This window comes from Burkholderia aenigmatica, from assembly GCF_902499175.1.
In the GTDB taxonomy this organism is placed as follows: Bacteria; Pseudomonadota; Gammaproteobacteria; order Burkholderiales; family Burkholderiaceae; genus Burkholderia; species Burkholderia aenigmatica.
In genome coordinates, this window is record NZ_CABVQC010000112.1 from 1 (window position 1) to 16,161 (window position 16,161).

Consider the following 16,161-nt stretch of genomic DNA (forward strand, 5'->3'; position numbering starts at 1 on the left):
CGCCAACCTCGCCGCGAATGCCGCTGCCGCGCCGGCCGACGTGCCGATGACGCCGTCGGCGGCTGCCGCGCACCACCTGAACGCCGACGACGCCGACATCGACCTGCCGAGCCTGCCCGCGCACGAAGCGGCGGCCGGCCGCCGCACGTGGCGCCCGGGCCCGGGTGCCGCGCCCGCCAACGGCGGCGAAGCCGATTCGATGTACGAGCGTTCGAAGCTGAACCCCGTGCTCACGTTCGACAACTTCGTGACCGGCAAGGCGAACCAGCTCGCACGCGCCGCCGCGATCCAGGTCGCGGACAATCCCGGCATTTCGTACAACCCGCTGTTCCTGTACGGCGGCGTCGGCCTCGGCAAGACCCACCTGATCCACGCGATCGGCAACCAGCTGCTGCTCGACAAGGCCGGCGCACGGATTCGCTACATCCACGCCGAGCAATACGTGTCGGACGTGGTGAAGGCGTACCAGCGCAAGGCGTTCGACGACTTCAAGCGCTACTACCACTCGCTCGACCTGCTGCTGATCGACGATATTCAGTTCTTCTCGGGCAAGTCGCGCACGCAAGAGGAATTCTTCTACGCGTTCGAGGCGCTGGTCGCGAACAAGGCGCAGGTGATCATCACCAGCGATACCTATCCGAAAGAGATTTCGGGCATCGACGATCGCCTGATCTCGCGCTTCGACTCGGGCCTCACCGTCGCGATCGAGCCGCCCGAGCTCGAGATGCGCGTCGCGATCCTGATGCGCAAGGCGCAGTCGGAATACGTGAACCTGTCGGAAGACGTCGCGTTCTTCGTCGCGAAGCACCTGCGCTCGAACGTGCGCGAACTCGAAGGCGCGCTGCGCAAGATCCTCGCGTATTCGAAGTTCCACGGCCGCGAGATCTCGATCGAGCTGACCAAGGAAGCGCTGAAGGACCTGCTGACCGTGCAGAACCGGCAGATTTCGGTCGAGAACATCCAGAAGACCGTCGCCGACTTCTACAACATCAAGGTCGCCGACATGTATTCGAAGAAGCGTCCCGCGAACATCGCGCGGCCGCGGCAGATCGCGATGTACTTGGCGAAGGAACTCACGCAGAAGAGCCTGCCGGAAATCGGCGAGCTGTTCGGCGGGCGCGACCACACCACCGTGCTGCACGCGGTGCGCAAGATCGCCGACGAACGCAGCAAGGACGCGCAGCTCAACCACGAGCTGCACGTGCTGGAACAGACGCTGAAGGGCTGAGCGCGAGGCGCGCTTGATAATTCGGCCTCCGCCCCAATTTAAGGGGGGCGGTTCGGTTTTGAGGCACAATACTGGTTTGACCGCCCCGGTGGTGGCGGGCCAAGAGCCCGGCCGGCGGGGCGCTGCGAGGCTGCTGCGCTGCAGGCCGTTACTCAACGAAGGAACTCTATGCAACTGGTCAAGACCGAACGAGACACCCTCCTCAGGCCGCTGCAAACGGTCAGCGGCATCGTCGAACGCCGCCATACGTTGCCGATCCTCGCCAACCTGCTGATCACCAAGAACGGCTCGGACGTTTCGTTCCTGTCGACCGACCTGGAGCTGCAGATCACCACGCGCGCCGATTTCGGCGTCGGCGGCGACCAGGTCGCGACCACCGTCGCGGCGCGCAAGCTGCTCGACATCCTGCGCGCGATGCCTGACGGCCAGGTCACGCTGTCGCTCGCCGACAAGCGCCTCACCGTTCAATCCGGCAAGAGCCGTTTCGCACTCCAGACGCTGGCGGCCGACGAGTTCCCGACCGTCGCGCAGGCGAAGGATTTCGGCGCAACGCTGACCGTCCCGCAGAAGTCGTTCCGCCAGCTGCTCGGCATGGTGCACTTCGCGATGGCGCAGCAGGACATCCGCTACTACCTGAACGGCATGCTGCTCGTCGTCGACGGCGACCAGCTGATGGCCGTGGCCACCGACGGCCACCGCCTCGCGTTCTCGTCGATGAAGCTCGAAGGCGGCACGTTCGGCCGTCAGGAAGTCATCGTGCCGCGCAAGACGATTCTCGAGCTGCAGCGCCTGCTCGAAGACATCGACGACACCGTCACCATCGACATCGCGCAAACCCAGGCCAAGTTCACGTTCGGTCAGGTCGAGCTCGTGTCGAAACTCGTCGAGGGCAAGTTCCCCGACTTCCAGCGCGTGATCCCGAAGGCGCACAAGAACACGTTCGAGATCGGCCGTGAAGAACTGCAGCGTTCGCTGCAGCGCGCGGCGATCCTGACCTCGGACAAGTTCAAGGGCGTGCGCTGCATCATCGCGCCGGGCCAGCTGAAGATCATGTCGACCAACGCCGATCAGGAAGAGGCGCAGGAAGAACTGGAAATCGCCTACCAGGGCGATACCGTCGACATCGGCTTCAATGTCACGTATCTGCTCGACGTGCTCGCGAACCTGAAGGTCGACACCGTGCAGGTGAGCCTCGGCGACGCCAGCTCGAGCGCGCTGATTACCGTGCCCGAGAACGAAGAGTTCAAGTATGTCGTGATGCCGATGCGCATCTGACGCGCGCGACATCACGACACACACCAGGGGGCGGCAAGCCCCTTTGGCGTTTTTATGGCGAACCGACAACCCGTCCCTTTGGTGCCCTAACGGCGCCTCGGACGGGCCAGGAAAACTGGAGCGGCCCGGCGTTTTCGCAAGGAAACGCACCGCGCCGCCGCTTGAGTGGCCTCGCAGAACCGGAAGATATCCATGAGTGAACAGCACAATACGCAACCCGATAACAGCAGCTACGGCGCCTCGTCGATCCAGATCCTCGAAGGTCTGGAAGCGGTGCGCAAGCGCCCCGGGATGTACATCGGCGACACGTCGGACGGCACCGGTCTGCATCACCTCGTGTTCGAGGTGCTCGACAACTCGATCGACGAAGCGTTGGCCGGGTACTGCAACGACATCCACGTGACGATTCACGCCGACAACTCGATTTCCGTGACCGACAACGGCCGCGGGATTCCGACCGACGTGAAGATGAACGACAAGCACGAGCCGAAGCGCAGCGCCGCCGAGATCGTGATGACCGAGCTGCATGCCGGCGGCAAGTTCGACCAGAACAGCTACAAGGTGTCGGGCGGCCTGCACGGCGTGGGCGTGTCGTGCGTGAACGCGCTGTCGAGCTGGCTGCGCCTCACCGTGCGCCGCGACGGCAAGAAGCGTTTCATGGAGTTCCATCGCGGCATCGCGCAGGATCGCGTGCTCGAGACGGTGGACGGCGTGGAAGTGTCGCCGATGCTCGTGACGGGTGACACCGAGAACCGCGGCACCGAAGTGCACTTCATGGCCGACCCGACGATTTTCGGCACGGTCGAGTATCACTACGACATCCTCGCAAAGCGGATGCGCGAGCTTTCGTTCCTGAACAACGGCGTGCGGATTCGTCTGACCGACCTGCGCTCGGGCAAGGAAGACGATTTCGCGTTCGCCGGCGGTGTGAAGGGCTTCGTCGAGTACATCAACAAGACGAAGACCAACCTGCACCCGACCATCTTCTTCGCCACCGGCGAGAAGGATAACGTGGGCGTCGAAGTCGCGATGCAGTGGAACGACAGCTACAACGAGAACGTGCTGTGCTTCACGAACAACATTCCGCAGCGCGACGGCGGCACGCACCTGACCGGCCTGCGGGCCGCGATGACGCGCGTCATCAACAAGTACATCACCGACAACGAAATCGCGAAGAAGGCGAAGGTCGAGACGACCGGCGACGACATGCGCGAAGGGCTGTCGTGCGTGCTGTCCGTGAAGGTGCCGGAGCCGAAGTTCAGCTCGCAGACGAAGGACAAGCTGGTTTCGTCGGAAGTGCGCGCGCCGGTTGAAGAAGTTGTGGCGAAGGCGCTGGAAGAATTCCTTTTGGAAACGCCGATCGACGCGAAGATCATCTGCGGGAAGATCGTTGAGGCTGCTCGGGCGCGTGATGCTGCGCGGAAGGCTCGCGAGATGACGCGACGCAAGGGCGTGCTCGACGGCATCGGCCTGCCCGGCAAGCTCGCGGACTGCCAGGAGAAAGACCCGGCGAAGTGCGAAATCTACATCGTCGAGGGTGACTCGGCAGGTGGGTCGGCGAAGCAAGGGCGTGATCGCAAGTTCCAGGCGATCCTGCCGCTGCGCGGCAAGGTGCTGAACGTCGAGAAGGCGCGCTACGACAAGCTGCTGTCGTCGGAGCAGATCGTCACGCTTGTGACCGCGCTTGGGTGCGGAATCGGCAAGGAAGACTACAACCTCGACAAGCTCCGCTATCACCGCATCATCATCATGACCGATGCGGACGTCGACGGTGCGCACATCCGGACGCTGCTGCTCACGTTCCTGTATCGCCAGATGCCGGACATGATCGAGCGCGGGTACGTGTATATCGCGCAGCCGCCGCTTTACAAGATCAAGGCGGGCAAGGACGAGCGGTATCTGAAGGATGATGTGGAGCTCAACGCGCACATGCTGCGGTTGGCGCTGCAAGGGTCGGAGCTGGTGCCGGGTGAGAATGCGGCTGCGATTTCCGGTGATGCGCTTGGGGAGCTGGCACGGTCGTATCTGCTGTCGAAGAGCGTGATCGAGCGGTTGAGCCGGTTGTATGACCCGGCCGCGCTGGAAGCGGTCATGGATGGCGTGGCGATCGATCTTTCCAACGAGGCTTCGACTGAGGCTTCGGCTAAGGCTCTTCATGCTGCGTTGCATGACGAGGCTTTGAAGAACGAAGTGCGCGTGGTGCCTTCGTATGACCCGGTTCGCGAGCAGCGGTCGCTGCACGTCGAGCGTACGCATCACGGCAACGTGCGGGTTTCGGTCATCGACCAGGAATTCCAGCACACGGCGGATTATCAGCAGCTCGTGACCACCGCGAATACGTTCAAGGGGCTTATTGGGGAAGGTGCGGTCATCAAGCGCGGTGAGCGCAGCATGGCCGTGAGCGACTTCAAGAGTGCGATGAAGTGGCTGCTGGCGGATGCTGAACGCAACGTCTCCAAACAACGCTATAAGGGGCTCGGCGAGATGAACCCCGGGCAGCTGTGGGAAACGACGATGGATCCGGCAGTGCGGCGACTGCTGCGTGTGCAGATCGAGGATGCGATTGCTGCGGATGGAATCTTTACCACCCTCATGGGGGATGATGTCGAGCCGCGGCGGGCGTTTATTGAGTCGAATGCGTTGCGGGCGGGGAATATTGATGTCTAACTTTCGTGTGGCGGAAACCACAACCTGAGATTTGGGGAAGCATCCATTGAAACCAATATTGATGGATGCGCGCCGAAAGTTCACGTGATAGCGCCAAACTGACGTCAGAACCGCAGGAACGACGGCCACCGCATTGAGGTGGTTGTCGTTTTCTCAGTCATGGCAACTTTCATGAGGTGGCTTTTCAGTCCACCCATCTAGTGCCTTCGCTGGCAGCTCCCCGCCGGCAGTCTACCCCGCTCCCGCACGTTCAAGCGGAACGGGTTTAAGTAAAACCAATAGAAGTCTGGCAGCGCTTGCGTGATGAGCCCCGAGCGGGAAATCCATTCCCTCGCTCAGACTCCCGCCGCTCCCTCTCCCCCTCATAGTCGCGCCCATCCATTCCTCGGTGGCACACTTCCACGTCCGCACGGACACTCGCCGTGGCGATACTCCTTTGCTCGAGAGCGATGACATATGTCTGAGCCGGTTTTCAATCGCTGTCGTGTCGCCGTGCTTTAAAATTCCGGTCGATCCGATGCCTGCCTCGCGAGGCAGAGGCAGAGGCAGAGGCAGAGGCAGAGGCAGCCCCAGTTCCAAGACAATCCTATGGCAATCAAGAAATCCGAGCTTTACTCTTCCCTCTGGGAGTCCTGTGACCTGCTGCGCGGAGGGATGGATGCAAGTCAGTACAAGGACTATGTGCTGGTGCTGCTGTTCATCAAGTACGTCAGCGACAAATACGCCGGGCAGCGCTATGCCCCGATCACCATTCCCGACGGTGCCACCTTCGCGGACATGGTTGCCCTGAAGGGCAAGCCGGACATCGGCGACCAGATCAACAAGAAAATCGTCGGGCCGCTGGCCACAGCCAACAAGCTGTCGGACATGCCGGACTTCAACGATACCGGCAAGCTCGGCACGGGCGCGGAGATGGTCACGCGGCTGACGGACTTGATTGCTGTGTTCGAGAACCCCGATCTGGATTTCTCGAAGAACCGCTCGGACGGCGACGACATTCTCGGTGACGCCTACGAATACCTGATGCGCCACTTCGCCACCGAAAGTGGCAAGAGCAAGGGCCAGTTCTACACGCCAGCCGAAGTCAGCCGCATTCTCGCCGCCGTCATTGGTATCGGCAGTGTGCAAACGAGCACCGATACCACCGTGTACGATCCGACCTGTGGCTCAGGCTCCCTGCTGCTGAAAGTGGGCGATGCCGCGCACACCGCCGTGACCCTGTACGGACAGGAAAAAGATTCGGCGACGAGCGGCCTCGCGCGCATGAACATGATCCTGCACGACAACCCCACGGCATTGATCGGCCAGGGAAACACGCTGACCGACCCGACATTCCGGGATGGTGCAGCCCTGAAAACGTTCGACTTCGTGGTTGCCAATCCACCGTTCTCGGACAAACGGTGGAGTACGGGGCTTGATCCGCTCAACGATCCCTACGACCGTTTCGACACATTCGGTGTGCCTCCCGCCAAGCAGGGCGACTACGCTTATCTGCTGCACATTGTTCGCAGCCTGAAATCTACCGGCAAGGGTGCGTGCATCCTGCCGCACGGCGTGCTGTTCCGTGGCAACGCGGAAAGCGAAATCCGCAAGAAACTGATTCGCCACGGCTACATCAGGGGCGTCATTGGCCTACCTGCCAACCTGTTTTACGGCACGGGCATTCCCGCGTGCATTATCGTCATCGACAAGGAAAACGCACAGGCACGCAAGGGCATTTTCATGATCGATGCCAGCAGCGGCTTCATCAAGGATGGTCCGAAGAACCGCCTGCGCGAGCAGGACATCCACCGCATCGTGGACGTGTTCACGCGCCAGGACGAGAGCGATCGGCGCTACGCCCGCATGGTGGGCCTGGATGAGATCGAGAAGAACGACTTCAACCTCAATCTGCCGCGCTACATCGACAGCAGCATAGCTGAGGATATTCAGGATATTCACGGCCACCTGCAAGGCGGCATTCCTCTGGCGGACATGGAAGCCTTGGGCAACTATTGGGAGGTCTGCCCGCAACTGAAAAAGGCGTTGTTCAAGCCGCTACGCGAAGGCTATGGCGCGTTGGCCGTGGACAAGAGCGCCATTAAAAACACCATCTTCCAGCATCCGCAGTTCGCTGCCTACCTTGAGGGGATGGGCGAGCACTTCGGAGCCTGGCGGGCGCAGGCTGTTCCCAAACTGAAGGAGCTGGACAAGGGTTTCCATCCGAAGCAGCTCATCGTGGAACTGGCCGATGGGCTGCTGCACCACTACGAAGGCAAGCCCCTGGTGGATGCCTACGACGTGTACCAGCACCTGATGGACTACTGGGGCGAGGCGATGCAGGACGATGCCTATCTGCTGGCGTCCGATAGCTGGGTAGCGAAGACGTATCGCGTCATCGAAAAAACGAAGAAGGGCAAAGGCGAAAACGCCAAGGTCGTTGAGAAAGACAAGGGCTGGGCCTGCGATCTGGTGCCGAAACAATACATCGTGGCGCGCTATTTCGCAGCCGAGCAGGGTGCGATTGACGCAACCAGCGCTGCACTAGAAGCAGCCAGCAGTGCGCTCGCCGAACTGGAAGAGGAGCACCGCGGCGAAGACAGCGTGTTCAGCGGCTTTGAGAGGATCAATGCAGCGGCGGTGAAGGAACGCATCAAGGAGATCGGAAAAGATGCCGATGCAACCGAGGAACTGTCCGTATTGAAGCAATGGCAGTCGGTGTCCGCCAAGGAAGCGGACCTGAAGAAGGCGCTCAAGACTTTGGAAACTGAGCTGGATGCTAAGGCATATGCGCAGTATCCCAAACTCAGCGTGGACGAGATCAAGATGCTGGTGGTGGAAGACAAGTGGCTTGCTGTCCTGTCCTCAACCGTGGCAGGTGAATTGGAGCGTGTCTCGCAAACTCTCACCAGCCGTGTGCGTGATTTGGCCTTGCGCTATGAATCGCCGTTGCCTGCGTTGGTGAATGAGGTTGCAGCGCTGTCCGCTCGCGTTGAGGCGCATCTGCGCAAGATGGGGGCGGCATGGAATTGAAGTTGCCCGACGGCTGGACATCGGAATCAATCAAGGATGCCGCCTCACACTCGCAAAACGCGATCGTGGGCGGGCCATTTGGCTCAGACCTTGTATCAGCCGATTACGTTGACCATGGAGTGCCTGTAATACGTGGTCAAAATATGGCGGAAAAGTTTGTTTCCGGCGAGTTCGCATATGTGACGAACCACAAAGCGAGTGCGCTGAGTGCAAATCTTGCGCGTCCAGACGATTTGATATTCACGCAGCGAGGTACGCTTGGGCAGGTTTCAATCGTTCCTACCGCGCCGTATGGCCGATATTTGGTCTCGCAAAGCCAAATGAAGGTCACGCTGGACGGTACGCGCCATGCGCCAACCTATGTCTACCAATACTTCTCCAGCGTTGCCGGACAAAAGCAGATTGAACTAAGTGCAATTCAAACGGGCGTTCCACACACAAACTTGGGAATTTTGAAGCAGTATAGATTCCCCGCTCCGTCGCTCACCGAACAATCCGCCATCGCCGAAGCCTTGGGCGACGTGGATGTGCTGCTGTCCGGCCTGGACAAACTCCTCGCCAAGAAACGCGACCTCAAGCAGGCTGCCATGCAGCGGTTGCTCACCGGCAAGACACGATTGCCGGGATACAGAGGGGAATGGGGCGTGAAGCGGTTTGGTGAATTTGTCTCCATTCGTAATCAGAAGGTCATGCCGGCGCAGGTCGATCCAGAAACGCTGTGCGTAGAGTTGGAGCATGTTGGGCAAGGTAACGGGCGCCTGCTAACGAGAGGGGGCGCTAATAGTTCAAGTGCATCCAAGTATCGGTTTCATGCGGGAGATGTCTTGTTCGGGCGTTTGCGTTCGTATCTTCGTAAGTATTGGTGTGCTACCGAGGATGGGATTTGCACGACTGAAATCTGGCCATTGATGTTCGATAGGGAGCGAGTGAGCGATGGATTCATCTTTGCGCTCGTGCAGACAGATAGCTTCATCGAAGCGGCCAGTGTTTCATATGGAACGCACATGCCGCGGGCGGACTGGGCCGTCATTCGCAACTTTGAAGTTGCTTTGCCGTCATTTGGCGAACAGAACGCCATCGCCGAAGTGCTCACCGACATGGATGTCGAACTGGCGACACTGGAAGCACAACGTGACAAGACCCGTCTGCTGAAACAGGGCATGATGCTGGACCTGCTGACCGGCAAGACACGACTAATATAAGAGACCCTAATGACGGACGAGATCGGCAAATCAGAAAAAGCCACGCAGAACCGCGCCATCAAGCTGTTCACTGAGCAGCTAGACTATGCCCTGCTCGGCGACTGGACCGATCGCGCCGACAACAGCAACATCGAAGAAAGCCTGCTAACAGCCTACCTCACCGAGGCCGGCTATCGTCTCGCGCAGATCAGCCAGGCGATCTACCGTCTGAAGACCGAAGCCAACCATCCGCAACGCGACCTGTACGCAAACAATGAGGCGGTGTATCAGCTTCTTCGCTACGGTATCCCGGTGAAGGTCGAAGGCGACAGGGTGGCCGATACGGTCCGGCTTATCAACTGGGCGCAGCCGCTCCGAAATCATTTCGCGGTCGCCGAGGAGGTCACCCTCAAAGGCGGGCACGAACGCCGCCCGGACATCGTGCTCTACGTCAACGGCATCGCCATTGGCGTACTGGAACTGAAAAACAGCCGTGTCAGCATCGGCAATGGCATACGGCAGAACCTGTCTAACCAGCAGCCCGAATTCAACGCATGGTTTTTCAGCACCGTGCAGTTCGTCTTTGCCGGTAACGATTCGGAGGGCCTGCAATACGGCACGACAGGCACACAGGAAAAATACTTCCTCCAGTGGAAAGAGGACGAAGCCGATAACAGGGGCTACAAGCTGGACAAGTACCTGCTGAAGATGTGCAACAAGGTACGCATCGTCGAACTGATGCACAATTTCATCCTGTTTGACGGCGGGATCAAGAAGCTGCCTCGCGTACACCAGTATTTCGGCATCAAGTCGGCGCAGGAACACGTGCGCAAGCGGCAGGGTGGCATCATCTGGCACACGCAGGGCGCGGGCAAGAGCATCCTGATGGTGCTGCTGGCGAAGTGGATTCTGGAGAACAATCCGCATGCACGTGTGGTCGTCATTACCGACCGCGACGAACTGGACAAGCAGATCAAGCGCGTCTTCGAGAGCAGCGGAGAAAAAATTCACCGCACCAGCAGCGGACGCGACCTGATGGCACAGCTGGGCCAGCCGGCCCCACGCCTGCTGTGCTCGCTGGTTCACAAGTTCGGCGCTGGCAAAGGGCTGGGCGACGGCGACTTCGATGCCTTCATTAAGGAACTGGAATCCCAGCCGGGCGCGGCGGTGGGCGATCTCTTTGTGTTCGTGGATGAGTGCCACCGAACCCAGGGTGGTCGCTTGAATCGCGTGATGAAAGCGATGATGCCGTCGGCCGTGTTCGTCGGCTTTACCGGCACGCCGCTGCTGAAGCGGGACGCGGCAACCAGCCTCGAAGTGTTCGGCAGCTACATCCACACCTATAAATTCAGCGAGGCGGTGCAGGACGGCGTGGTGCTCGATTTGGTCTATGAAGCACGGGATATCGACCAGACACTCGGCTCCCAGGACAAGATCGATACCTGGTTCGAGGCCAAGACGAAGGGCCTGAACGACTGGCAGAAGAACGAACTGAAAAAGCAGTGGGGCACGATGCAACACGTCCTCAGTTCGCGCTCACGTATGGATCGCGTGGTCGAGGACATCATCTACGACTTCAGCACAAAGCCCAGAATCTCTGAGGGGCGTGGTAATGCGATGCTCGTGGCGTCGAGCATCTACGAAGCGTGCAAGTACTTCGCCCTGTTTCAGAAGACCCCGTTCAAGGGCAAGTGTGCGGTCGTCACGTCCTATAACCCGCTCTCGAAAGACGTGACGCTGGAAGAAACCGGCGCGAATACGGAAACCGACAAGCAGTTCATCTACAACACCTACACCGATCTGCTGACCGATGTGCAGCCGAAGGCTGGCATGTCGAAAACCGAGACCTACGAGGATCAGGCCAAGGCCCGCTTCATCAAGGAGCCGGCCAACATGAAGCTGCTGGTCGTCGTGGACAAGCTGCTGACCGGATTCGATGCACCGCCCTGTACGTACCTATACATTGACAAATCCATGCAGGACCACGGCCTGTTTCAGGCCATCTGCCGCACTAACCGGCTCGATACGGCCGACAAGGATTTCGGCTACATCGTCGATTACAAGGATCTGTTCAGGAAGGTGGAAAATGCCATCGCGGTGTATGCGTCCGAGCTTGACCATAGTGCGGGCGGTGTCGAGCCGGAAATCCTGCTCGAAAGCCGGGTGCAGAAAGGCCGCGAGCGTCTGGATGCCGCACTGGAAGCGTTGGCGCTGCTAGTCGAGAACGTGGAGCCGCCCAAGGGCGAGCTGGAATACATCCATTATTTTTGCGGCAATACCGAAATCTCCGACGACCTGAGAGCGCGTGAGCCGCAGCGTGTTGCCTTCTATACCGGTGTCGTTGGTCTGCTGCGCGCCTATGCCAGCATTGCCGACGAACTGGACGATGCCGGGTACGACGCGGCGCAACAGGCATCCATCCGGCAGCGGCTTGACCGGTACGTGAAACTGCGCGAGACGATTCGTCTTGCGAGTAGCGAGACGCTCGATCTCAAGCCGTACGAAGCCGATATGCGCCACCTGATCGATACCTATATCACAGCTAGTGAACCGCGCAAGATTTCTGAGTTCGAGAATGTCGGCCTGCTCGACCTGATCGTGAAGACAGGCATTGCTGATGCGATTGCGGAGAAGCTCCACGCGATGAAGGATCGGCAGTCTGTTGCGGAAACCATCGAGAACAACGTTCGCAGCAAGATCGTCAAGGATCATCTGACCGACCCGGCATATTTCGCAAAAATGTCTGCCCTGCTTGATGAGATCATCAAAAAGCGCAAGGAAAAGGCCATCGACTACGAGGAGTATCTGAAACAGATGGCCGCGCTCGCGACGAAAGTGCAGGCCGGCAAGGCCGACGATACGCCAGCTGCACTGGATACGGGCGGTAAGCGGGCGTTGTTCAATAACCTGAAAATTGCTAACAGCCGCACGCCAGAACAGGCGCTGGCACTGGCGCTCGAGGTGGATGCTGCTGTCAGGCGCGTTCGCCCCGATGGCTGGCGCGGCGTGCTACCGCGCGAAAACGTCATCAAGCAGGCGCTTTGGGATATCCTGAAGGACGATGCGGATGTGGAGCGCATCTTTCTGATCGTCGAAGCCCAGCGGCAGGAGTATTGAAAACGTGGAGCCTTGCAGCAGCATCGATCTTGGCGAGATGTCGGTCGATGTGGTGAGGAAGGATATCAAACATGTCCATCTGAGCGTATATCCGCCGGACGGGCGTGTGCGTATTTCGGCTCCCCGGCACATGGCTTCCGATCTTATCCGGGTGTACGCCATTACCCGGCTGGACTGGATCAGACGACAACAGCGCAAGTTGCTTGCGCAGGAACGCGAGACGCCTCGTGAATATCTGAACCGCGAAAGCCATTACGTCTGGGGCAAGCGTTATCTGCTGCGGATTGTGGAAGCTGACGCGGCACCGACGGTGAAGCTGGAGCACTCGACGCTCGAACTTAGGGTGCGCCCCGGCAGTGACGCAGGCCGCCGCCGAGAAGTGCTTGATGCTTGGTATCGAGAGCAATTGCGGAGTGCCGTGCCATCGTTGCTGAAAAAGTGGGAGCCGTTACTCGGTGTCAGGGCGCGGCGTATTCTCGTGCAGCACATGAAGACGAAGTGGGGGAGCTGCAATCCGGTGTCCGGCAATATTCGCCTAAATACGGACTTGGCACGCAAGCCGTCCGAGTGTCTGGAATACATCCTCGTGCATGAACTGCTGCACCTTATTGAGCCGACGCACAACACACGGTTTCAGTCGCTGATGGATCGGTTCATGCCGCAATGGCGGCAGCATCGGGACGAGGTGAACCGGTTGCCAGTACGGCATGAGGACTGGGCGTATTGATGCCAGGCGATTGCAGTCGGTCCATAGCGTGTCCCCTGAGGTCGGATTCCCCGCCGCTAGAACCGTATGTGATGTTGTCCGGCGACACACGTCTGAGCTGATACGATCAATGCCCGTGTGCCACCTGTGGAGAAAGAGAGAAGCTCACCGTCGCGCTAGCTACGGCGCCAGAAAAGCCAGTATATTGACGGGCTCATGACGCTTCAGATTGATTGCCGGGGATTTCACGTGCCGCACACGCTCACAGCAAAAGAACAAACGCTGCAGAAGATTTTCAGCGATGAATATGTGTTTACGATTCCAGGCTATCAGCGTCCCTATTCTTGGGGAAACGACCAAGCGCAGGAACTCCTTGATGACTTGCTGAGTGCGCTCGAAGTCTCCCCAGAACAGCTCGGGGATTGTGTGCCGTACTTTCTTGGCAGCATCGTCCTCATAAAGAGTGAAACTTCGCCAGACGCGACGGTTGTGGATGGGCAGCAGCGCTTGACCACGCTGACGCTGCTTCTCTCAGCCATCAGAGCCACAATCGGCGACCGCGCGGTGCAGGCAGGCATCACGAAACGTATCTACGAGCACGGCGATGTCGTCTCGGCCACCGAAGCGAGCTACCGGCTGTCGTTGCGCGAGCGAGACCGAGATTTTTTCCGTCAGTACATCCAACACGAGGACGGCCTAGCCAAACTCATTGAGCTGAACTCGACTCTGCCGACCAGCGCGCAGGAGCGCTTGCGGTCCAATGCCAAGGTCTTCATGAGCGGCCTGTCGAAGTTGCAGGAGGTTGAACTCAAGAGACTGGTCCAGTTCATAATCACGCGTTGCTACCTCGTTACCGTGGCAACACCGGATCTTGATTCTGCGTATCGCATTTTTGGTGTTCTTAATAGCCGCGGTCTCGATTTGAGTGCCACGGATATTTTGAAAGCAGAAATCATCGGGGGAATTGAACCCATTTTGCGAGAGATGTACACGAAAAAGTGGGAAGATGCAGAGGAGGACCTGGGGCGCGACGAGTTCGGCGACCTATTCAGCCATATCCGCATGGTGTACCGCAAAGCCAAGCCGCAGGGGACATTGCTGAAGGAATTCAAGGAGCACGTTACACAGACAGCTGAGTCCCAGACGCTTGTCGACTCTGTTCTTCTACCGATGGCGAGAGCTTTCGCTGCTCTCACCGATGCTGATTACGCCAGCACAATGCATGCGGAGTTGGTGAACGAGCATCTGCGTTGGCTTAACAAGCTGGAATTCAAGGACTGGTTGCCACCGGCCTTGGCCTTTTACGTTCGGCATTCCGAGCATCCGGACTTGATGCTGACTTTCTTCCGCGACCTCGAACGCCTTGCGTATCTGATGCTCGCGCGAAAAATTGGGGTCAATGGCCGTATCGAACGCTTCTCGGCGTTAACGGGCGCCATCGAAAATGGCCAAAATCTGTTCGCCGAGGCATCACCGCTGCAACTTTCCCCGAGTGAGCAATTCGACGCCTATTCGGTACTGAACGGCCCGCTGTATGACACGCACTCCGCACGTGCCGTAGCGCTGTTGCTCTTACGCCTGGACCGTCTTTTGTCCGATGGCACCGCGGTGTACGAACATGAGGTCGTCTCGGTCGAACATGTGATGCCTCAACAGCCCGCGCCGAATGGTCAATGGGCGACATGGGTTCCCGATGCAAAAATCTATCAAAACTGGGTCCATCGGCTTGGCAACCTCGTGCTACTGAGCCGCAAGAAGAATAGCTCCGCGAGCAATCGAGAGTTTTCCTGGAAGAAGAATTCCTACTTCACCAAAGGGGGTGTTTCCGGGTTCGCTCTTACAACGCAAGTGCTGCAGCATTCGGAGTGGACCGTGGACATCATGCAAGCGCAGCAAGCTTCGATGATGCAGGTGTTCGAGACGCACTGGCGTCTGGAGGAGCGTAAGAGCAAATCGGAAATTGCTAAGGAATTGCTTGGCGAGCTGTCATCGGACGGCGATGGCATCTACTTCGAGCTGGAAAGCGCCAAACACGGTCTTGCCGCAGTGGCGCGGAAAAGTAGCAGCACGTTCACGATTCTCGCGCAGTCGCAAGCGCGATTGGATTGGACAGGACAACCACATTCATACCAACAGTTAAGAGAAAGTTTGCGGACGTTTGGTTCTCTAGAGCTGTCGGCTGACGGCTCCCATCTGGTTTTCACGCAGGATGTGAACTTCGTCAGCCCCAGCGCCGCATCCGCTACCATCTTGGGCAGAACGGACAACGGGCGGAATTCGTGGCGCCTCAAAGGAACGACGATTACCTATGCCGCATGGCAGGACAATTTACCGGTCGACAAGTCGCCGAGCGAGACCGAAGCAGATGACCAGTAACTTCTGAGGCGAAATTAGACCCTGTGAACCTTCCGGTCAAGCTGCTTAGCAAGCTCGTTGCAAACCGGTACCTGTCTGTCGCACTGGCCTAAGCAACGGGCGCTTCCAGACCTATGCCGTTTGGCCATCCCTCGACTTTTCCATATTTCGAGATGCCCAGTTAGGTAGACTCAAACGGCATCACCGCAAAAAGCGCGGGCCGCATGGGCTGCCACCCATACGACCCGCTGACCACAACCAACTCAACACAGGAGTCGGGAGATGGCTAACGCCTATAGTAAGTCACGTCCCAAGAAGCTCAAACAGTATCCAACGGTTGAGCTGCCCCTCGGCAACAAGCCGGACCTTCCCCAGGAGGGCCAACCGTACATGCCATGGATACGCGCCATCGACGCGCATTTCGAGCTGTTCGGATTCAAGCCGGGTGATCGCGTCTATCTTCGGTTCAACACGGATTCCCGAAGGGTCATCATCACGCCCGACTACAGCGCGCTGAACTGGCGAGAGCAGCCCTATGGTGCAGCTCCGCTCCGCAAGAGGGAGGTTGATCTGGCCGGTGGCGGTGGTGTGCAATGAGTGCAATGCCCTTCCCCGCACGC

The 16,161-nt window shown here is 58.9% G+C and carries 9 protein-coding genes; all 9 read left to right on the forward strand.

Annotation, left to right across the window (positions count from 1 at the left end; translation table 11 throughout):
* Positions 1-1,228, forward strand: a 1,228-nt coding sequence (dnaA, locus tag BDO18943_RS41015) for a chromosomal replication initiator protein DnaA (protein ID WP_235996322.1), incomplete at its 5' end; no start/stop codon positions are given.
* 168 nt (positions 1,229-1,396) lie between these two features.
* On the forward strand, positions 1,397-2,503 hold the full coding sequence (dnaN, locus tag BDO18943_RS41020) for a DNA polymerase III subunit beta (RefSeq protein WP_174974624.1): 1,107 nt from the start codon (positions 1,397-1,399) through the stop codon (positions 2,501-2,503).
* A 192-nt stretch (positions 2,504-2,695) separates the two neighbouring features.
* Positions 2,696-5,170: a DNA topoisomerase (ATP-hydrolyzing) subunit B gene (gene gyrB / locus BDO18943_RS41025; RefSeq protein WP_175026550.1), complete on the forward strand. Its 2,475-nt coding sequence runs from the start codon at positions 2,696-2,698 to the stop codon at positions 5,168-5,170.
* A 588-nt stretch (positions 5,171-5,758) separates the two neighbouring features.
* The gene (locus tag BDO18943_RS41030; protein WP_175026551.1) at positions 5,759-8,182 is read left to right on the forward strand and encodes a type I restriction-modification system subunit M; all 2,424 of its coding nucleotides are present in this window, start codon (positions 5,759-5,761) and stop codon (positions 8,180-8,182) included.
* Entirely contained in the window at positions 8,173-9,384 is a 1,212-nt protein-coding gene (locus BDO18943_RS41035) for a restriction endonuclease subunit S (RefSeq protein ID WP_175026552.1), read from the forward strand. Before BDO18943_RS41030 ends, BDO18943_RS41035 begins: the two co-directional genes overlap by 10 nt.
* Before the next feature lie 9 nt (positions 9,385-9,393).
* Positions 9,394-12,480, forward strand: coding sequence for a type I restriction endonuclease subunit R (locus tag BDO18943_RS41040; protein WP_175026553.1), 3,087 nt, complete (start codon positions 9,394-9,396; stop codon positions 12,478-12,480).
* 37 nt (positions 12,481-12,517) lie between these two features.
* A complete protein-coding gene (locus BDO18943_RS41045) occupies positions 12,518-13,207 on the forward strand; it encodes a M48 family metallopeptidase (protein ID WP_175026556.1) in 690 nt (229 codons plus the stop codon).
* A 195-nt stretch (positions 13,208-13,402) separates the two neighbouring features.
* Positions 13,403-15,562: a DUF4357 domain-containing protein gene (locus tag BDO18943_RS41050; RefSeq protein WP_235996323.1), complete on the forward strand. Its 2,160-nt coding sequence runs from the start codon at positions 13,403-13,405 to the stop codon at positions 15,560-15,562.
* Positions 15,563-15,823: 261 nt separating this feature from the next.
* Positions 15,824-16,138, forward strand: a complete 315-nt coding sequence (locus BDO18943_RS41055) for a hypothetical protein (protein WP_175026554.1) — start codon at positions 15,824-15,826, stop codon at positions 16,136-16,138.
* Positions 16,139-16,161 lie beyond the last annotated feature (23 nt).